General features: G+C 71.4%; 19 protein-coding genes. 1 reads left to right on the top strand and 18 read right to left on the bottom strand.

The features are described 5' to 3' along the window. Nucleotides 1-44 precede the first annotated feature (44 nt). The 15 genes from IO29_RS16295 to IO29_RS16225 form a co-directional block, all read right to left on the bottom strand. Nucleotides 45-665, bottom strand: a complete 621-nt coding sequence (locus IO29_RS16295) for a GTP-binding protein (protein ID WP_030381931.1) — start codon at nucleotides 663-665, stop codon at nucleotides 45-47. Then, nucleotides 646-1080, bottom strand: a complete 435-nt coding sequence (locus IO29_RS16290) for a DUF742 domain-containing protein (protein WP_030381932.1) — start codon at nucleotides 1078-1080, stop codon at nucleotides 646-648. The genes IO29_RS16295 and IO29_RS16290 overlap by 20 nt, the downstream gene beginning before the upstream one ends. Continuing rightward, nucleotides 1077-1484, bottom strand: a complete 408-nt coding sequence (locus IO29_RS16285) for a roadblock/LC7 domain-containing protein (protein ID WP_006141728.1) — start codon at nucleotides 1482-1484, stop codon at nucleotides 1077-1079. The genes IO29_RS16290 and IO29_RS16285 overlap by 4 nt, the downstream gene beginning before the upstream one ends. Next, nucleotides 1481-3079: an ATP-binding protein gene (locus IO29_RS16280; protein WP_030381933.1), complete on the bottom strand. Its 1599-nt coding sequence runs from the start codon at nucleotides 3077-3079 to the stop codon at nucleotides 1481-1483. Before IO29_RS16280 ends, IO29_RS16285 begins: the two co-directional genes overlap by 4 nt. A 375-nt stretch (nucleotides 3080-3454) precedes the next feature. Further along, nucleotides 3455-6262: a DEAD/DEAH box helicase gene (locus tag IO29_RS16275; RefSeq protein ID WP_051707648.1), complete on the bottom strand. Its 2808-nt coding sequence runs from the start codon at nucleotides 6260-6262 to the stop codon at nucleotides 3455-3457. Between the two features lie 153 nt (nucleotides 6263-6415). Further along, the gene (gene tatC / locus IO29_RS16270) at nucleotides 6416-7366 is read right to left on the bottom strand and encodes a twin-arginine translocase subunit TatC (RefSeq protein WP_030381935.1); all 951 of its coding nucleotides are present in this window, start codon (nucleotides 7364-7366) and stop codon (nucleotides 6416-6418) included. 48 nt (nucleotides 7367-7414) lie between these two features. Continuing rightward, nucleotides 7415-7702 (bottom strand): Sec-independent protein translocase subunit TatA, encoded by a 288-nt coding sequence (tatA, locus tag IO29_RS16265; RefSeq protein WP_030381936.1) that lies wholly within the window; start codon nucleotides 7700-7702, stop codon nucleotides 7415-7417. 365 nt (nucleotides 7703-8067) lie between these two features. Further along, on the bottom strand, nucleotides 8068-8253 hold the full coding sequence (locus IO29_RS16260; RefSeq protein WP_030381937.1) for a hypothetical protein: 186 nt from the start codon (nucleotides 8251-8253) through the stop codon (nucleotides 8068-8070). 10 nt (nucleotides 8254-8263) lie between these two features. Further along, nucleotides 8264-8533: a hypothetical protein gene (locus tag IO29_RS16255; protein WP_030381938.1), complete on the bottom strand. Its 270-nt coding sequence runs from the start codon at nucleotides 8531-8533 to the stop codon at nucleotides 8264-8266. A 77-nt stretch (nucleotides 8534-8610) separates the two neighbouring features. Beyond that, nucleotides 8611-9732: a helix-turn-helix transcriptional regulator gene (locus tag IO29_RS16250; RefSeq protein WP_030381939.1), complete on the bottom strand. Its 1122-nt coding sequence runs from the start codon at nucleotides 9730-9732 to the stop codon at nucleotides 8611-8613. A gap of 5 nt (nucleotides 9733-9737) precedes the next feature. Further along, nucleotides 9738-10748 (bottom strand): helix-turn-helix transcriptional regulator, encoded by a 1011-nt coding sequence (locus IO29_RS16245; RefSeq protein WP_030381940.1) that lies wholly within the window; start codon nucleotides 10746-10748, stop codon nucleotides 9738-9740. 191 nt (nucleotides 10749-10939) lie between these two features. Beyond that, nucleotides 10940-11320: an FKBP-type peptidyl-prolyl cis-trans isomerase gene (locus IO29_RS16240; RefSeq protein ID WP_030381941.1), complete on the bottom strand. Its 381-nt coding sequence runs from the start codon at nucleotides 11318-11320 to the stop codon at nucleotides 10940-10942. Nucleotides 11321-11398: 78 nt separating this feature from the next. After that, nucleotides 11399-12409, bottom strand: coding sequence for an FKBP-type peptidyl-prolyl cis-trans isomerase (locus IO29_RS16235; RefSeq protein WP_030381942.1), 1011 nt, complete (start codon nucleotides 12407-12409; stop codon nucleotides 11399-11401). Nucleotides 12410-12616: 207 nt separating this feature from the next. After that, nucleotides 12617-13978 carry a Pup--protein ligase gene (pafA, locus tag IO29_RS16230; RefSeq protein ID WP_030381943.1) on the bottom strand — a complete coding sequence of 454 codons (1362 nt, stop codon included), beginning with the start codon at nucleotides 13976-13978 and terminating at the stop codon, nucleotides 12617-12619. A 9-nt stretch (nucleotides 13979-13987) separates the two neighbouring features. Beyond that, on the bottom strand, nucleotides 13988-15247 hold the full coding sequence (locus tag IO29_RS16225; protein WP_030381944.1) for an MFS transporter: 1260 nt from the start codon (nucleotides 15245-15247) through the stop codon (nucleotides 13988-13990). A gap of 126 nt (nucleotides 15248-15373) precedes the next feature. Between IO29_RS16225 and IO29_RS16220 the strand changes: the two genes are divergently transcribed. Further along, nucleotides 15374-16432, top strand: a complete 1059-nt coding sequence (locus IO29_RS16220) for a LacI family DNA-binding transcriptional regulator (protein ID WP_051707647.1) — start codon at nucleotides 15374-15376, stop codon at nucleotides 16430-16432. 64 nt (nucleotides 16433-16496) lie between these two features. Here IO29_RS16220 and prcA read toward each other — a convergent pair whose 3' ends face one another. From prcA to IO29_RS16205, 3 genes are all read right to left on the bottom strand, one after another. Further along, entirely contained in the window at nucleotides 16497-17273 is a 777-nt protein-coding gene (prcA, locus tag IO29_RS16215; protein ID WP_030381946.1) for a proteasome subunit alpha, read from the bottom strand. 59 nt (nucleotides 17274-17332) lie between these two features. Beyond that, entirely contained in the window at nucleotides 17333-18178 is an 846-nt protein-coding gene (prcB, locus tag IO29_RS16210) for a proteasome subunit beta (protein ID WP_033225689.1), read from the bottom strand. A 191-nt stretch (nucleotides 18179-18369) separates the two neighbouring features. After that, a complete protein-coding gene (locus tag IO29_RS16205) occupies nucleotides 18370-18588 on the bottom strand; it encodes a ubiquitin-like protein Pup (RefSeq protein WP_030381948.1) in 219 nt (72 codons plus the stop codon). Nucleotides 18589-18669: the final 81 nt, after the last annotated feature.

Below are 18669 nucleotides of genomic sequence, written 5' to 3'. Positions count from 1 at the left end.
TGATCGCTCCGAAGCTGAAAAAGAGGGGATTCTGGGGCGGGCGGTCAGACGGGGGTCCGCCGGGTGGCCAGGGTGTGCAGGAAGTGCATGAGGGTCATCAGCACGTCACGGCTGGAGGCCCGGCGCCGTACGTCGCACTCGATGATGGGCACCCATTCGGCCAGGTCGAGTGCCGCGCGGAGTTCGGGTACGGGGTAACGGGGCGCGTCGGGGAAGGAGTTGACGGCGACCACGAAGGGCACGCCGCGTTCCTCCAGCCGCCCCATCACGTCGAAGCTGACCTCCAGGCGGCGGGTGTCGATGAGGACGACGGCGCCGAGCGCGCCCTCGAACAGGCCGTTCCACAGGAACCAGAACCGTTCCTGGCCGGGGGTGCCGAACAGGTACAGCACGAGTTGCTCGGTGATGCCGATGCGGCCGAAGTCCATGGCGACGGTGGTGGCCGTCTTGCTGTCGGAGCCGAAGTTGTCGTCGACGCCGATGCCCGCCTGGGTCATGGTCTCCTCGGTGGTCAGCGGTTTGATCTCGCTGACGGAGCCGACCATGGTGGTCTTGCCGACCCCGAAGCCACCGACGATCACGATCTTCACGGCGGCCTGGGTGGTGTGCGGCAGGTGGTCCTCGACCCGGGGGCCGGGGACGGTGTCAGAGCTTTTGAAGTCCATGCATCACCGCTTCGAGGAGGGATCGGTCGGGCACGATCTGCCGGACGATCGGCGCGCGTGCCTGGACCAGGTCCGCCGTCATGAGCTCGGTGAGCAGGACGGTCACCACGCTGAACGGCAGACTCAGATAGGCCGAGATCTCGGCCACGGACAGGGGGGCCGTGCACAGCCGGAGCAGGGAGGACTGCTCCGGTGTGAGGGTCGGGGGCGGGTCCTCGGCGGCCACGATGAGGGTGACGAGGTCGATCGAGGCCCGCTCGCCCCCGGCGGCCGCGCCCGTGAGGGAGTACAGCCGCTCGGGGTTGGGCGCCTCCGGTTCCCCCTCGGTCTCCTCCGCCTCGGCGGGCGGGGCGGCCGGGGCGGGCTCGGGGGGCGGCTCCAGGGGCGTGCGCCTTCGGCGTTGCGGAGGAGTCATACGGTCTGCCCGTCGCGCCGGGGCGGACTGGTCAGATGGGAGCCGATGCGCAGCACGAGGTCGCGCATGCGGGTGCTCATCATGCCGGGCTCGGTCCGCATGTCGGAGAGGACGGCGAGATAGGCGTTGGCGCCGGCCGCCATGAGGTAGAAGTAGCCGCCGTCGACCTCGATGATGACCATGCGCATCCGGCCGTCGCTGACGTGGATCTCCCCGGCCACGGCGCCGGCCAGGCTCTGGAGTCCGGCGCAGGCGGCGGCGACGCGGTCGGCGGTGTCGGGGTCGCCGCCGTGGCGGGCGATGCGCAGACCGTCGGCGGAGAGGACCACGATCTGCTGGACGCCGGGCACGCCGTCGGCGAGGTCCTTCAGCATCCAGTCGAAGTTGGCACGCTGTGAGATCACTTGAGGTCCCCCTCGTTGCCGGCCTCGGCGTCGGCCGGTTCGTCTTTCCGGGTGAATGCGTTCGGATCCGGGTCTGCCTTGAGGCCCTCCATGAAGGCCTCGACCCACATGCCGGGCGGCGGCTCCTCCTTCTCCGGGGCGGCCGCGGCGGCGCGGGCGGCGGCGGCCCGCGCTTCCTTCTCGGCGCGTTCCTTCTCGGCCCGTTCGGCCGCCGCGTAGGTGTTGAGGATGTGTTCGTCCAGCGGAATGCTGATCCGGCTGCGGCGCTGCGGCAGGCCGTTGGCGGTCCACTCGGTGACGACGGGCATGTCCTCGTCGAAGTCGTCCTCGCCGGGGATGCGGGGGCCGGTGGTGGGCTTGCGGTTCTTGTCGAGGGGCGAGCCGACCCTGACGCCGCCGTTGTCCAGGGTGGAGCGGGACTGCGCGCCGACGCCGTGGGCGACGCCGTAGGCGGGCTCGTCGGTGACCATGACGTGCGGCAGGACGAGGACGGCGCGGACGCCGCCGTAGGCGGACTGCCGCAGCGAGACCTGCATGTGGAACGCCGTGCAGAGCCGGCCGATGACGGCGAGGCCGAGCTGGGGGCTGTCGGCGAGGCCCTGGAGGTCCTCGGCGCGCTTGGCCTCCTCGATGATCCGCTCGATCCGCGCGCGCCCCTCGGCGTTGAGGCCGGTGCCGGAGTCCTCGATCTCGACGGCGATCCCGGACTGCACCTCGTGCGCGGTGACGTGCACCTTGGTGTGCGGGGGCGAGTAACGGGTGGCGTTGTCGAGGAGTTCGGCGACGGCGTGCAGGATCGGCTCGACGGAGATGCCGCGGATGTTGACCTTGGCGACGGAGTGCAGCTCGATGCGGCGGTACTCCAGGATGCGGGAGAGCCCGCCGCGCAGCACGCTGTAGAGCGGCACCGGCAGGGGCCACTGGCGGCCGGGGCGGCTGCCGCCGAGGACGGCGATGGAGTCGGCGAGCCGGCTGATCAGCGCGTTGCCGTGGTCGATGCGGAGCAGGTCGTCGAAGACCTCGGGGTTGCGGCCGTGGTCCTCCTCCATCTCCCGGACCTCTTGGGCCTGTTGGTGGATGATCGCCTGGACACGGCGGGCGATGTTGACGAAGGAGCGTTGCAGGGAGTCGCGCAGCGTGTCCTCGCGGTCGATCACCTTGAGCACCTGGCGGACCAGCATGCGCTGGGAGTCGGGGAGTTCGCGCCATTCGGGATGGGTGTCGACGACCTCGCGGATCACCTCATCGGGTGAGAACCCGGCCCGCATGCGGTCGAGCGTCTCGGGCACGATCTCGTGGCCCAGGCGGTGGAACTGGGCGTCCTGCGAGGCGACGCACTCGTCCAGGCGGGCGCTCTGCCGGGCCAGTTCGGTGCGGAGCGCGCCGTAGGCGCGGCCGCGGCGCACGGCCTCGGCCGCGGTGACGGTGACCAGGAGCGTGGCGATGCCGCCGCACCAGCCGACGGCGGCCCGGGCCGGCTCCGTCACCACGGCGACGGCGGCCCCGGTCACCGCGGCCATCACTATGGCCGGCAGCAACAGCACGCGCGCGTAGGGAAGTTCACGGCCACCGTGGGGCGATTGAACACTCACCATGTAAGCCCTCTGAGACGAGATCGACGGGTGTCGGGGGGGTGGGGTGCCGACGTACGGGTGTGAGGCCGGCGTACGTGGGTAACTCTCCGGACCAACGGCATGTTTTGAGCATGTTGGGAACAAGCGCACGAATACCTCAACTCGGTGCGCCGCGGGCGAGCTTAGTCCGACCGGATCATCGCTGTGTCATATTCAGCGACCACCTGAAATCACCCCTTTCACAGGAGTACGCTCGGCTGATTTACACGCTGCGCGATCGTTCGAACGCCGTGGGTAGCGGCGAACGGGCATACGAATGCACGGGCGGGGACAGGAAAAACCGCCGCGCACCCGGTGGTTCACCAGGGTGCGCGGCGGTGGGGAGTCTCCGTGCGGTCAGCCCACCGACGAGTACGCCACCACGCCCCGCAGCAGCTGCTCGACCGCCTTGCGGGCGTTCTTCGGGACAGTGGAGCCCTCGGGGACGGCGGCGGCCTGGATCTGGCCCAGGACGTCGATGACCTGCTTGCACCAGCGGACGAAGTCGCCGGCCGGCATCTCGACCTCGCGCAGCACCTCGTCGAGCCCCTTGCCGGAGGCCCACATGTGGGCGGCCCAGGCGAAGCCGAGGTCGGGCTCGCGCTGGCCGACGCCCTCGGTCTGGCTGATCCGGAACTCCTCCTCCAGCGCGTCGAGCCGGCCCCAGATGCGCACCATCTCGCCGAGCGCCGCCTTGGCCCTGCCCGACGGCAGCTTCGGCGCCATGGCGTCGTCCCCGGCCCGGGACTCGTAGACCAGCGCCGAGACGCAGGCGGCGAGTTCGGCGGGGCCGAGGCCCTCCCAGACGCCGGCGCGCAGGCACTCGCTGGCGAGCAGGTCCAGCTCGCCGTAGAGCCGGGCGAGCCGCCGGCCGTGCTCGGTGACCTCGTTGCCGCGCAGGTAGTCCAGCTCGGTCAGCAGCGCCACGATCCGGTCGAAGGTGCGCGCGATGGTGTTGGTGCGGCCCTCGATACGGCGCTCCAGCTGCGAGGTGTCGCGCAGCAGCCGGTGGTAGCGCTCGGCCCAGCGGGCGTGGTCCTCGCGGTCGTTGCAGCCGTGGCAGGGGTGGGCGCGCAGGGCGGTGCGCAGCCGGGCGATCTCCCGGTCGTCGGCCGCCTGGGAGCGCTGCTTGCGGTGCCGCTCGGCGGGGATGTGCCCGGCCTTGGTGCGCAGCGCGGAGGCGAGGTCGCGGCGGGACTGCGGGGAGCGCGCGTTGAACGACTTGGGGATGCGCATCCGCTCCAGCGGCTCCACCGGGACCGGGAAGTCGATCGAGGCGAGCCGCTTGACCTGGCGTTCGGCGGTGAGGACCAGCGGGCGGGGGCCGTCGTGGTACTCCATGCCCCGGTGGCCGCCCGCGCGCCCGGCCGGCAGCCCCGGGTCGAGCACGAGGGCGAGGCCCGCGTACTTGCCGGTGGGCACATGGATCACGTCACCGGGGCGGAGCTTCTCCAGGGCGACGGCGGCCTCGGCGCGCCGCTGGGCCGCGCCCTGCCGGGCCAGCTCCGTCTCGCGGTCCTTGAGTTCGCGGCGCAGCCGCGCGTACTCCTCGAAGTCGCCGAGGTGGCAGGTCATCGACTCCTTGTAGCCGTCGAGCCCCTCCTCGTTGCGCTGCACCTGGCGGGAGATGCCGACGACCGACTTGTCCGCCTGGAACTGCGCGAACGAGGTTTCGAGCAGCTCCCGCGAGCGGTGCCGGCCGAACTGTTCGACCAGGTTGACCGCCATGTTGTACGACGGCCGGAAGCTGGAGCGCAGCGGATACGTCCGGGTCCCGGCGAGGCCGGCGAGGTGGTCGGGGCTCATGCCGCGCTGCCAGAGCACGACCGCGTGGCCCTCGACGTCGATGCCGCGGCGGCCGGCCCGGCCGGTGAGCTGGGTGTACTCGCCGGGGGTGATGTCGGCGTGCTGCTCGCCGTTCCACTTGACGAGCTTCTCCAGGACCACCGAGCGGGCGGGCATGTTGATGCCGAGCGCGAGGGTCTCCGTGGCGAACACGGCCTTGACCAGTCCCCGGACGAAGAGTTCCTCGACGACCTCCTTGAAGGTCGGCAGCATGCCCGCGTGGTGGGCGGCGATGCCGCGCTCCAGGCCCTCCAGCCACTCGTAGTAGCCGAGGACGTGCAGATCCTCGCGCGGGATGGAGGCGGTGCGCTCCTCCACCAGGGCGCGCACCTCCTCGCGCGCGTCGTCGTCGTTGAGCCGGAGCCCGGCGTACAGGCACTGCTGGACGGCGGACTCGCAGCCGGCCCGGCTGAAGATGAAGGTGATGGCGGGCAGCAGGCCCTCGGCGTCCAGCCGTTCGATCACCTCGGGGCGGCCCGGGGTCCACACCCGGGAGCGGCTGCGGCGGTCCCGCTCACGGTCGGCCTCGCGCATCGCGCGGCCGCGTCTGCGGTCGCGGTAGAGCGGGCGGGCGGCCTCCGTGCGGGCGAGCCTCGTCAGGTCCGGGTTGACGGCCTTCTTGTGGCCCTCGCCCTCCTCGAAGAGGTCGTACATCCGGCGTCCGGCGAGCACGTGCTGGAAGAGCGGCACGGGCCGGTGCTCGGAGACGATGACCTCGGTGTCGCCGCGCACGGTGTCCAGCCAGTCGCCGAACTCCTCGGCGTTGGAGACCGTCGCCGACAGCGAGACCAGTGTCACCGACTCGGGCAGGTGAATGATCACCTCTTCCCAGACGGCGCCGCGGAAGCGGTCGGAGAGGTAGTGCACCTCGTCCATGACCACGTAACCGAGCCCCGTCAGCGTCTGGGAGCCCGCGTACAGCATGTTCCGCAGCACCTCGGTGGTCATCACGACCACCGGGGCGTCGGAGTTGACGCTGTTGTCGCCGGTGAGCAGGCCGACCTTGCCGCTGCCGTAACGGCGGCACAGGTCGGCGTACTTCTGGTTCGACAGCGCCTTGATGGGCGTCGTGTAGAAGCACTTGCGGCCCTGCTCCAGGGCGAGGTGGACGGCGAACTCGCCGACGATCGTCTTGCCCGAACCGGTGGGCGCGGCCACGAGCACGCCCTTGCCCGACTCGAGCGCCCGGCAGGCCTCGATCTGGAAGGGGTCGAGACCGAAGTCGTACATCTCGCGGAAGGACGCGAGTGCGGTGGCCTGCTCGGCAGCACGCTTACGGGCTGCCGCGTACCGCTCGGCCGGAGAGAGATCCTCTGTCATCGTACTTTCGAGCGTACCGGGCCCCACCGACAACGGGACGATCTTTATCGGGATACCCGCTCCGACCTGCGTGAACGGCGAGCGGACGACGAGGGGCCCCACCGTTGTCCCGGTGGGGCCCACTCCGGTTCGCCGGCATCGGTCACCCGGTGCTCACGTCACGTCGTCGTAGCCGTTCACCCGTTCCGTGCTCGTCTGCTCGGGCAGCACGCGGCCGGCCGTGACGGGCTCCACCTCGTCGATGGACTCGGGCGTCAGGTCCAGCTCGGAGGCCTCGTCGTCGGCGGGGCCGGACAGCTCGCGGCGGCGCTTGCGCCGGTCGTTGAGCAGCGAGAAGGCCACCGCGGCGAAGTACAGGACCCAGATCGGTCCGGCGAGGGCGAGCATGCTCAGCGGGTCGGTGCTGGGAGTGGCGACGGCCGCGAAGACCGTGATCCCCATGATCATGGCCCGCCACCAGCCGAGCATCCGCTTGCCGGTGATCACTCCGGTGAGGTTGAGCATGGCCAGCAGCAGCGGCAGCTCGAAGGAGAGGCCGAAGACGACCACCATGCGCGTGACCAGCTGGAGCAGGTCGTCCAGCGGCAGGAAGTTGTTGACGTCCTTGTTCGGCGTGAACTCGAGCAGCACTTCCGCCGTGGTGGGCAGCACCCGGTACGCGAAGTACCCACCGGCGAGGAAGAGCGGGGCACCGGTGAAGACGAAGGCGTAGGCGTACTTCCGCTCGTGCCGGTGCAGTCCCGGCGCGACGAAGGCCCACAGCTGGTAGAGCCAGACCGGCGAGGCGAAGACGATTCCGGCGGTCAGGGAGACCTGGAGCGCGAGGGTGAACGGGGCGAGGAGCCCGTTGATCGTGATGCGCGCGCACGGGCTGGAGTCGCTGGATCTCGCCAGTTCCTCGAAGCTCTGCTTGCAGCCGACCGAGTCGAGGACCGGATCGGTCAGGAAGTTGATGATGTCGTTGTAGAAGAAGGCGGCGACGACCGTCACGATGACGATGGCCAGCAATGCCTTCGCGAGCCGGTTGCGGAGCTCGCGCAGGTGATCCGCGAGGGGCATCCGCCCCTCGGGATCCTTCTCCTTCTTGCGGGCAGGCTTGGGCAACCCACGTCCTCATCTCGTGCGGCAGGCCGGGGGCGTCCCGGCCGTGCGTCAGCGCTTGGTCGTGTCCGACGGCTCGGTGACCGGGCGGGAGCTGGTCACGTCACCGGGGGCGGCCTGGATGGTGCGCTGCGCTGCGGCGTCCTCGGGGTTGGGCGGGCCGGCCGGGGCGGCGGTCGACGACTTGCCGTCGTCCTTCATCGCCTTGGCCTCGCTCTTGAGGATGCGCGCGGACTTGCCGAGGGAGCGCGCCATGTCCGGAAGCTTCTTCGCGCCGAACAGCAGGATGATGACGACGAGGATGAGAATGATCTCGGGAGCGCCGAGCCTTCCGAACATAATTCTTTACCTTCTCACCGAGGCGGGCTGGGTGCGGTGCTGACGTCCGGCTGTTCGGACAGGTGTCCGACCGTCGTCCGCAGCGATCGTAACGCCCAGGGGTGAACGCGAGGCAATCCCTGTGCGTACTCCCGATTCGGCCCGCGCCTCGTTTCTCGGGCCGCAGGCCAGAGTACCTGCCGATGCCACAGACACGACAGGCCAAGCCCAACGCTCAGCATTCTCTTGCCGAACTCACAGCGTGGGGCGCCCCGTAAGAGGCGCGAGCCCGTGTCGTCCGCACGGCTCCGCCGCGCCCCAGAGGAGCGCGGGGCACTGCGCGAGAAGTCTCCACCCACCCGCGCCCGGCCCGGGCGAGCCCCCCGTTACAGCCGCTCGGCCACCCGCCCGGCCGCCCTCTCGAGGTCGTCCGCCGCCCGCCCGATCCGCTGCGCCGCGACCGCCACCTCCCGCCCCAGCCGCCCCGCCTCCACGAACACCCGCACGGCGAACACCCCGAGCACCACAAGTCCCGCGAACCCCAGAGCCACCGCAACCATCGCCCAGAACATGCCGAGAACCCTAAAGCGTGGAGTGCAGCCGCAACGTCCGCACCCCACCCCCCGTCAGCAGCTCCACGATCCGCTCCCCCGCCGGCTTCCGCACCGCCGCCCCGCACTCCGGACACGTGAAGGAGTAGAACGTCGTCCGGTCACTCGCCCCGATCGCCAGCCGCAACGCCCCCGCCCCCAACTCGAACCGGGACCGGCAGTCCGGGCACCCGGCCCGGAACACCACGTCGGCCACTCTCCGCATCCCCGCGAACGCCGTCCGCACGGACACCTCCGCCACCGGCGCGTGTCCGGCGGCTCCGGCCGCGCCCCCCGCCTCCGGCTCCCAGGCTGACGTACCAGACCCCGCCGACGTGCTCAAAGCCCCTGCTCCTGCCTGTCGTACAGTCCGTCCCCGACCCCCTGCGCCGCCGGCACCACGCCGGACACCGCGGGATCGTGCCCGCTCACGGAGCCGCCCCCGCCCACGGGACCATGCCCGCCCGGGGAGCCGTCCTCGTCCGCGCCGTACGCCGCGAGCGCCGCCCGCGCCGCCCGACGCGCACTGTCCGCGAGCTCCTCCGGCGCCACGATCCGCCCGTCCTGCCCCAGCCGCAGCGCGAGCCGCCGCAGGGAGGCCGGGTCGGGTGTGCGCAGCGTGATACGCAGTCCGCCGCCGTCGAGTTCGTCGGCGCTGTCGTGCGGGTAGTACTCGGCCACCCAGCGCCCGCCCGGACCGACCTCCACGACGACCTCGGGATCCTCGGCGGCGGGCTGCACCAGCCCCTCGGACAGGTCCCGCAGCTCCACCTCCGGCGGCGCGGAGGGCTCGTCGAGGATGCGGATCTCGGCGACCCGGTCGAGCCGGAAGGTGCGGCGCGCCTCGGAGCGGCGGCACCAGGCCTCGACGTAGGTGTGGCCGACGCTGACCAGGCGGATCGGGTCGATCTCGCGTTCGGTGACCTCGTCGCGCGCGGGCGAGTAGTAGCGGATCCACAGCCGCCGCCGCTCGGAGATCGCTCGGTCGACGTCGGCGAAGACCCCGCCCTCGGACTCGAACGTCACCGAGAGGCGGGAGCTGGCGCCGGCGGCCTCGCCCGCGGCCGTCTCCACCTTGGCGGTGGCGCGCAGCAGCGCCTGCCGGTCGCTCTCGCGCAGCCCGGGCAGCGTGGCGACGGCCCGGGCGGCCACCAGCAGCGCCGTCGCCTCGTCGGCGGCGAGCCGCAGCGGCTCGGCGGCCTCCGCGCCGAGCGCGGCGGGGTTGTGCCACCAGATGCGGTCACCGTCGGTGTCGATGTCGAGCAGGTCGCCGCCGCGGAAGCTGGTGCCGCACATGGGCAGCACGTCGAGGTCGGAGACGAGCTCCTCCTCGGTGATCCCGAAGGCGCGGGCGACGTCCTCGATCCGGGCGCCCGGCCGCTCGCGCAGATACGTCACCAGGGACAGCATCCGCCGGGTCTGGTCGATCGCGTTCACCGGCCGGGCCGGCTTGCCTGCCACTGTCCTCAACGCCCCCCTCGGACCCCGGCCACGGCACGCAGCCGGGCCACCACGTCGGCCCGCAGTTCGGCCGGTTCCAGGACCACCACGTCGGGCCCGAACTCGACCAGCCAGGCGTCCAGGCCGTGCCCGTACGGAATCTCCAACTCGTCCCAGCCGTTCCCGAGTTCCCGGACCACGGTGGCCTTCGCCCGAAGGGGGTAACCGGCGCCGGACCGCAGCCGGATCAGCGCCGAACGGTCGGTGATCTCCCCGGCCCAGCCCGCGACGGTCTCGCGCACGGTCACCACGTCGGGGACGGGCGCGGTGAACCGGCCGGATCTGCTGCGCACCCGCCCGGTGATGCGGGAGAGCCGGAAGACCCGCTCGGCGCCCCGGTCACGGTCGAACCCGGCCAGGTACCAGTGGCCGCGCCAGCACTCCAGCGCCCAGGGCTCGACCTGGCGGGGCTCGGGGCGGGCGGCGGAGGCCTTGCGGTAGTCGAACACCACGGGGCGGCGGTCGCGGCAGGCCAGCATCAGCGGCTCGAAGGCGGCCTCGTGCACGGGGATGCGCGGTTCCAGCGCGCCGTGCGCGCCGTAGGGGTCGACGTCCTCGGGGATGCCGGCCGCGCGCAGTTTCTGTAGTGCGCCGCTGGCCGCGCCGGCGAGGCGGGCCTGCTGCCACACCTTGGCCGCCAGGCCGAGCGCGGCGGCCTCCTCGGCGTCGAGGGTGATCGGGGGCAGCCGGTTGCTGTCGCGGCGGGCCAGATAGCCGACCTCGCCGTCGAGGTTCTCCACGGTCTCGATGACCAGGCCCAGCTCGCGGAGATCGTCCTTGTCCCGCTCGAACATGCGGTTGAACGAGTCGTCCGACGTATGCGTGGCGCCGGAGGCGAGGGCCGCGCCGTTGCCCGGCCCGAACGCCTCGACGTAGGCCTCGATGGATTCGCGCAGCTCGCGCTTGCTGAGCGGCCGCCGCGTCCCGAGCAGACACAGCGCGAGGTTCATCAGCCGCTCGGCCTTGGCAATGGCCATCGACGCCCTACGCCCTTCCCCTATGTGCTTCTGCGCGACGACGGTACCGCTCCTTGGTCGCGGGACAAAAGCCGAGGGCCCGTGCCCGGGCGGGCAGGGGCCCTCGGTGCGCGCGGACGGTCGCGGTGGCGGCCGTCCGGCGGCAGCGCGACGTCACCTCACGGTCACGTCAGCGCGACCTCACGGTCACGTCAGCGCGACTTCACGGCCACCAGGTCGCAGACGAAGATCAGCGTCTCGCCCGGCTGGATCGCGCCGCCGGCGCCGCGGTCGCCGTACGCGAGGTGCGCGGGGATGATCAGCTGGCGGCGGCCGCCGACCTTCATGCCCTGCACGCCCTTGTCCCAGCCCTGGATGACCCGGCCGACGCCGAGCTGGAACTCCAGCGGGGCGCCGCGGTTCCAGGAGGCGTCGAACTCCTCGCCGGTGGAGAACGCCACACCCACGTAGTGGACCTGGACGAAGTCACCCGCCTTGGCCTCGGGGCCGTCGCCCTCCCACAGGTCCTTGATCTCGAGGTCGGCCGGCGGCTCGCCGCCCGGGAAGTCGATCTCGGGCTTGTCGATGCTCACTTCTCCAGCTCCTGCATGTCGATACGGCAAAACAACAGAACAACAGACAACGGGGTCAGTCTTTCATCTTCCGCGCGACTACATCGCCGCCAGGATGTCCACGGAGAACACCAGGGTGGAGCCCTTCTTGACGACGTCACCGGCCGGCGGGGTGTCGCCGTATCCCAGGTCGGGCGGGACCACGAGCAGCACACGGCTGCCGACCTTCTTTCCGGTCAGCCCCTGGGTCACGCCCTTGAGGACCTGTTCCATCTGGGCCAGCGAGAACTGGTTCAGCGACTGGCGCTCGTACGTCGACTCGAACTTCTTGCCGCCCTTCCAGACCAGGCCCACCATCTGCACCAGTACGGTCTGCTCCTTCTTGACGGCCGGTCCGTCGCCCTCGAGCACGTACTGGGAGACGAGCTTCTTCGGCGGGTCGCCCCCGGGGACCTTCACGGAGGGCTCCTTGCCGTCCGTGTTGGTGCCCACCGTGGGCAGGGCCGCGTCGTTCTGCGGGACCTTCTTGCCCTTGACGGAGCTCTTGGCGTTGAACGTCTCCTGGACGTCGATCACGAAGACGAGCGTGTCGGTGCCCTTGATGCCCGCCTGACTGTTGCCGTCGCTGCCGTAGCCCCACGTCGGCGGGACGGCCATCTCGACGCGGCTGCCGGTCTTCCTGCCCGCCAGGCCGTAGCGCCAGCCGTCGATGACGCCGCCCTGGGCGAGCTGGATGAGCAGCGGCGTGCCGCGGTCGTAGGAGTTGTCGAAGACCTTCGCGGTGTCCCAGATCTGGCCGAGGTAGTGGGCCTGCACGAAGTCGTTCTCCGCGACCGTGCGGCCGCTGCCGGCGATGACCGTGCGGACCGCGAGGTTCTTGGAGGGGTCGCCGCTGCCCTTTGCCACGGTGGGCTTCTCGCCGAACTTCTTGCCCGCGGTGATGGCCGGGAGCGGTCCGTCCACGATCTTCGGCGGCGGCGCGGCGGAGGTGGCCGACGCGGAGGGCGAGGGACTGTCACCGGTCTTGCTGCCGGACGAGTCGTCGCCGCAGCCGGCGAGCGTGACCAGCCCCGCGGGCAGGGTGGCGAGAAGGAGGGAGCGTCGGCGCACTGTGGGTGCCTCAATCGATCGGTCTTGCGACGGCTTCACCGGCGGTGGGGCCGGGTGCCACGGACGGAAGTGCGCGCAACTCTACGGCGTGAGAAGGGCGCCGCACGGTTAACGTGCGACGCCCGTGTGGCGTTCCGGGACCGGGGTCCCGGAGTGCCCTTTCTCACCCGGCCGAACTCGCCGGGCCTCGCCGGAACTCGTCGGCTCTCACATGCCGGCGATCAGTTTCTCCACCCGGTCGTCCACCGAACGGAACGGGTCCTTGCACAACACCGTGCGCTGTGCCTGGTCGTTGAGCTTGAGATGCACCCAGTCGACGGTGAAGTCGCGGCGCTGTTCCTGGGCCCGCCGGATGAAGTCGCCGCGCAGCCGCGCCCGAGTGGTCTGCGGGGGGACCGACTTGCCTTCGAAGATCTTCAAGTCGTTGGCGATCCGGGTGGCTTGGCCCTTCTTCTCCAGCAGGTAGTACAGACCACGACGACGGTGGATGTCGTGGTAGGCGAGGTCTATCTGGGCGACCCGCGGGTGCGACATCGTCATGTTGTGCTTGGCCCGGTACCGCTCGATGAGCTTGTACTTCATGACCCAGTCGATCTCGGTGCCGATGCGGTCCAGGTCCTCGGACTCGATGGCGTCCAGGGTGCGGCCCCAGAGCTCCAGCACCTGTTCGACGGTGCCGGTGCGGATGCCGCGGCGCTCGCAGAAGTCGAGCGCCTTCTCGTAGTACTCGCGCTGCACCTCCAGGGCGGAGGCCTCGCGGCCGCTGGCCAGGCGCACCTTGCGGCGGCCCGTGATGTCGTGGCTGACCTCGCGGATCGCCCGGATGGGGTTCTCCAGGGTGAGGTCGCGCATCACCGTGCCCGCCTCGATCATGCGCAGGACGAGGTCGGTGGCGCCGACCTTGAGCAGCATCGTCGTCTCGGACATGTTCGAGTCGCCCACGATGACGTGCAGCCGGCGGTAGCGCTCCGCGTCCGCGTGCGGTTCGTCACGCGTGTTGATGATGGGCCGGGACCGCGTCGTCGCGGAGGAGACGCCCTCCCAGATGTGCTCGGCACGCTGGCTGACGCAGTACACCGCGCCCCTGGGGGTTTGCAGCACCTTGCCGGCGCCGCACAGCAGCTGCCGTGTGACGAGGAACGGAATGAGGATGTCCGCGAGCCGCGAGAACTCCCCGTGCCGGGCCACCAGGTAGTTCTCGTGGCAGCCGTAGGAGTTTCCGGCGGAGTCGGTGTTGTTCTTGAAGAGATAGACGTCGCCCGCGATTCCCTCCTCGTGCAGGCGGCGTTCGGCGTCGACCAGCAGCCCTTCGAGAATGCGCTCGCCGGCCTTGTCGTGAGTGACCAGTTCGGTCACGTTGTCACATTCGGGTGTCGCGTATTCCGGGTGGGAACCGACGTCCAGGTACAGACGGGCTCCGTTCCGCAGAAACACATTGCTGCTGCGGCCCCATGACACGACACGGCGGAAGAGGTACCGCGCCACCTCGTCAGGCGACAGACGGCGCTGTCCCCTGAACGTGCACGTGACGCCGTACTCGTTCTCCAGCCCGAAAATGCGGCGGTCCATGACTGAACATTACGCCCGATCACCCGAACTGAAACGGGGTTCGGCAGCACGGTTTGGATCATTTTCCGGTGAACACGCAACCACCGCTCCCGGCGCGGGAGCGGCGAGGACCCGTGTGGTGGCGAGGAGCACCAGCAGGGAGACGGCCCCCGCCGCCCCCGGCACCGCGAAACCGGCCGCCGCGCCGCCCGACTGGACGACGGGTCCGGCGAGGCCGGTGCCGACGGAGGAGCCCACGGTGAACGTCGTCACGAGCCAGGAGAACGCCTCGGTGACCGTACCGGCCGGCGCGTGCCGGTCGACGAGGACGAACGCGCAGGCGATGCAGGGCGCCAGGAACACGCCGGAGACCGCGCTGAGCGCCACCATGCCCGGCGCGCCCGGCATCAGCATCAGGGGGAGGTAACAGACCGCCAGCAGGGCCACCAGGATCCGCAGTCGCCGCTCCGGCGCGCCGCTCCACTGCCGCGCCCCGTAGACCGCGCCGCCCATGAGGGCGCCGAGGCCCAGGGCGGCCATCAGCCACCCGTAGACGGCGTCACCGCCGTGGTCGTCGGCGTAGGACACCGCGGCCACGGTGATGGAGCCGAGGGCGACGCCGACGAACAGGAAGGCGCCGAGCAGGGCGAGCAGCCCGGGCGAGCGCAGGGCGCCGAGCCAGTGCGCCTCCCGGGGCGCCGAGCGCCACGCGCGCGAGGGCGGCGAGGCGACCACCCAGAGGGCGCCGAGGACGCCCACGGCGTTCAGCACGAGCAGCGCGGCCCGCTCCGACCACAGCGACACGCACAGGGTCACCAGGAGCGGTCCGACGGTGAACATGACCTCCTGGGCGACGGCGTCCATGGCGTACGCCGTGGGGACCTGCTCCTCGCGGCGCAGGACGGAGGACCACAGGGCACGCAGGCCGCCCTCCAGGGGCGGGGTGAACAGTCCGGCGGCCGCGACGGCGGCGTAGGCGAGCGGCAGCGGTTCGGTGCCGGAGAGCGCCAGGACGGTCATGGCGAGGGCGGAGGCGAGCGCGGCGGGGAGCTGGACGCGCGGCTGTCCGCGCAGGTCGACGAGGCGGCCGAGCAGCGGCTGTCCCACGGCGTTGGCGACGCCGTACACGGCGGCCAGCGCGCCGGCGAGGCCGTAGCCGCCGCCCTGGGCGCGGACGAACAGCACGAGGGCGATGGCGGCGGTCGCGTTGGGCAGCCGCCCGGTCAGGGTGCCGGCCAGCAGCCGCGCCGCGTGCTTCGTACGGAGGATCTCCAGGTACCCCGCGGCCATGCCCGCCCCTCTCTCGCTGCGTGCCAGTGTCACGTAGGCCCACGTAGACCAGTGTTACGTATAATGTTCCCCCGCATACGTACCATGTGCGCTGTTCACTGGTCCAGACGAAGGAGCGGCCCCGCGGTGGCAGCCAACAGCACGCGCCCGACCAGCCGGGACGTGGCCCGGGCCGCCGGGGTGTCGCAGGCGGCGGTCTCCCTGGTGTTCGGCGACAAGTGGCGCGGCCGGGTCTCCGAGCCCACCGCCGAGCGGGTCCGCGCCGCCGCCCGCCGGCTCGGTTACCGGCCCAACCTCGCCGCCCGCAACCTCCGCCTCGGCCGCACCCGCACGGTGCTGCTCGTGGTGCCGGCGCTGACCACCGAGTTCTTCGGCGGTGTCTACACCGGCGCCGCCCGCGTCGCCGCCGACCACGGCTTCGGCCTGGTCCTCTACCCCTCCCCCGAGGGCGTCGGCCCCGCCCGCGACCCGTTCCCCTCCGCCCGGGCGGCCCTGGACGGCGTCATCGCCTCCTCCATGGCCGCCGACGCCCTCACCGCACTGCGCGGCGACGAGCTGCCGCTGGTCATGCTGGACAGCGACCCCGACGGCAGCCCGGGCGCCGCCACGGTCAACCTGGACATCGCCGACGGCATGCGCCGGGTCGCCGACCACCTGCTGGGCCTCGGCCACCGGCGGTTCCTGCATCTGGCGGCGGACGTGCCGTCCTGGACCTTCGAGGTGCGCGCACGGGAGCTGGCCGCACGCCTCGACGGGATCCCGGGCACCGAACTGCGCACCGCGCGCGCCCCCATCTCGATCGAGGGCGCGGTGGCCGCCGCCCGGGCCGCCCTGGCCAGGCCGGGACCCCGGCCGACCGCACTGGTGTGCGACGACGACATGCTCGCCGCGGGCGCCTACAAGGCCGCCCGCCGGCTCGGCCTGCGGGTCCCCGACGACCTCTCGGTCACCGGGGTGGACGACCTCGGACTCGCCGCGGCCCTCGATCCCGAGCTGACGACCGTGCGCCTGGACGCCGAGCGCTTCGGCGAGCGCGGTATGCACGCCCTCCTGGCCGTCCTGGAGGGCCGCCCGGCGGAGGTGGGCGACATCCCGGTGGAGCTGGTCGTCCGCGGCTCCACGGCGCCCCCTGGCCCGCCGCAGGACGGGGCCGGCGCCGCCCGGCGCGCCGACGCGTCGCTCTGAGACGCGCCGGTGCCCCGGCCGCGTGACCGCGGGCCGGGGCACCGGAAGGCGGGGCGTCGGGCGGTCAGTCCGCCTCGGGGTCGGTCTTCTCGATGCCGTCCGCGGCGTCGTCGTCGGTGTCGGCGCTCCCGGCCGGCCCGGCGTCGCCCGCCAGCAGCCGCGACAGCCGGTTGCCGACGATCCGCTTGAACTTGCGCTGCTGCGGCCGCGTACGGTCCAGGACGGCCACCTCCAGGCGCTCGGCGGGGATCTCCCGCTCGCTGCCGTTGGTGTCCCGTGAGAGCGCCTGCACGGCCAGCTTCAGCGCCTCCGCCAGCGTCATGCCGTCGCGGTGCCGCTGGTCCAGGAAGGAGCTGATCTGCTCCGCGTTGCCGCCGACCGCGACCGAGCCGTGCTCGTCCACGATCGAACCGTCGTGCGGCAGCCGGTAGATCTGGTCGCCCTCGGGGGTCTCCCCCACCTCAGCGACGACCAGCTCCACCTCGTAGGGCTTCTCGGCCGCGCTGGAGAAGATCGTGCCCAGCGTCTGCGCGTAGACGTTGGCCAGGCCCCGGGCGGTGACGTCGTCCCGGTCGTAGGTGTAGCCCCGCAGGTCGGCGTAGCGCACGCCGCCGATCCGCAGGTTCTCGTACTCGTTGTACTTGCCGGCCGCGGCGAAGCCGATCCGGTCGTAGATCTCGCTGAACTTGTGCAGCGCGCGGGACGGGTTCTCACCGACGAAGACGATGCCGTCGGCGTATTGCAGCACCACCAGGCTACGGCCGCGGGCGATGCCCTTGCGGGCGTACTCCGCCCGGTCCGCCATCGCCTGCTGAGGAGAAACATAGAACGGCGTCGACACCGGTTATCCGTCCCTTTCTGTGGAAGTCACTCGAACACCTCGAACAAGACCGGGCGCCGTCAGAGCAGCGAGGCCCGGGGGCCGTCGGGCTGCTCCAGCCGCCGCTGGAGGATCGAGCGGGCGATCTCGGAGGACTCCTCCTCCGTCAGCCGGCGGAAGCCGTCCTCGGTGATCACGGTGACGATCGGATAGATCCGGCGTGCGACATCGGGACCGCCGGTCGCCGAGTCGTCGTCCGCCGCGTCGTACAGGGCCTGGACCACGAGCGTCGTGGCCTGCTCCTCGGTCAGGTCCTCGCGGTAGAGCTTCTTCATGGCGCCCCGGGCGAAGACCGAGCCGGAGCCCGTGGCCGCGTAGTTGGTCTCCTCGGAGCGGCCGCCCGTGACGTCGTAGGAGAAGATCCGGCCCTTGTCGCGGTTCACGTCGTACCCCGCGAAGAGCGGGACCACGGCCAGGCCCTGCATCGCCATGCCGAGGTTGGAGCGGATCATCGTGGACAGGCGGTTGGCCTTGCCCTCCAGGGAGAGCTGGGCGCCCTCCACCTTCTCGAAGTGCTCCAGTTCCAGTTGGAACAGCTTCACCATCTCCACGGCCAGGCCCGCCGTGCCGGCGATGCCCACCGCGGAGTACTCGTCGGCGGGGAACACCTTTTCGATATCCCGCTGCGCGATGACATTGCCCATGGTGGCTCGCCGGTCACCGGCGAGCACCACGCCGCCGGGGAAGGTGACGGCCACGATCGTCGTGCCGTGCGGGGCCTCGAGGACTCCCTGGGTGGGGGGCAACTGCCGCTTGCCGGGCAGCATCTCCGGCTGGTGCGCGGAGAGGAAGTCCATGAAGGACGAGGACCCTGGCGTCAGGAAGGCAGCCGGCAGACGCCCGGTGCTACGAGTGTTGGCTTCCACGCGTTTCCTTCCACGTAAGGCTGCGGCCCCGCCGGGAACAGCCGAGCCGATCATCAAATCCGTGCACGGACCCTACCCGCACCGGGGCCGGTCATCCGTCCCGGTACCGGGACGGTGCCGGCGTGCCCGCCGGGGGCCGGCACCGGGCGTGCGCCCTGGCACCGGCCCCCGGCCTCGCACGGGGCCGGGGGCTACTCGCCGCCCTTTTGCACGAAGGACCGCACGAAGTCCTCGGCGTTGGACTCCAGGACGTCGTCGATCTCGTCCAGGACGTCGTCCACATCGTCGCTCAGCTTCTCGTGGCGCTCCTTGAGGTCCTCCGAGCCCTGCGCGTCCTGCGCCTGCTCCTCGACCTCCTCCGTGGAGCGCGTCGCCTTCTGCTGGCCGCCGCCGGTGTCCTTGGTCGCCATTACCCTCACCCCGCTCAGTTCGGTTCGCCCGACATGGTCGGCATTCCTGCCGATCGGTGATGATCAGACCCTACTCGCCGG

The sequence above is a fragment of the Streptomyces sp. NRRL F-6676 genome, from assembly GCF_000725625.1.
Lineage (GTDB): Bacteria > Actinomycetota > Actinomycetes > Streptomycetales > Streptomycetaceae > Streptomyces.
This window is presented reverse-complemented; position numbering and strand designations above follow the sequence as displayed.

What these genes read in the sequence shown, in the direction of transcription:
- IO29_RS16245 (WP_030381940.1), bottom strand. Translation starts at nt 10,748, where the DNA reads ATGGCCATTGCCAAGGCCGAGCGGCTGATGAACCTCGCGCTGTGTCTG.
- IO29_RS16225 (WP_030381944.1), bottom strand. Translation starts at nt 15,247, where the DNA reads ATGGCCGCGGGGTACCTGGAGATCCTCCGTACGAAGCACGCGGCGCGG.
- IO29_RS16260 (WP_030381937.1), bottom strand. Translation starts at nt 8,253, where the DNA reads ATGTTCTGGGCGATGGTTGCGGTGGCTCTGGGGTTCGCGGGACTTGTG.
- IO29_RS16275 (WP_051707648.1), bottom strand. Translation starts at nt 6,262, where the DNA reads ATGACAGAGGATCTCTCTCCGGCCGAGCGGTACGCGGCAGCCCGTAAG.
- IO29_RS16295 (WP_030381931.1), bottom strand. Translation starts at nt 665, where the DNA reads ATGGACTTCAAAAGCTCTGACACCGTCCCCGGCCCCCGGGTCGAGGAC.
- IO29_RS16280 (WP_030381933.1), bottom strand. Translation starts at nt 3,079, where the DNA reads ATGGTGAGTGTTCAATCGCCCCACGGTGGCCGTGAACTTCCCTACGCG.
- pafA (WP_030381943.1), bottom strand. Translation starts at nt 13,978, where the DNA reads ATGGACCGCCGCATTTTCGGGCTGGAGAACGAGTACGGCGTCACGTGC.
- tatA (WP_030381936.1), bottom strand. Translation starts at nt 7,702, where the DNA reads ATGTTCGGAAGGCTCGGCGCTCCCGAGATCATTCTCATCCTCGTCGTC.
- IO29_RS16205 (WP_030381948.1), bottom strand. Translation starts at nt 18,588, where the DNA reads ATGGCGACCAAGGACACCGGCGGCGGCCAGCAGAAGGCGACGCGCTCC.
- IO29_RS16290 (WP_030381932.1), bottom strand. Translation starts at nt 1,080, where the DNA reads ATGACTCCTCCGCAACGCCGAAGGCGCACGCCCCTGGAGCCGCCCCCC.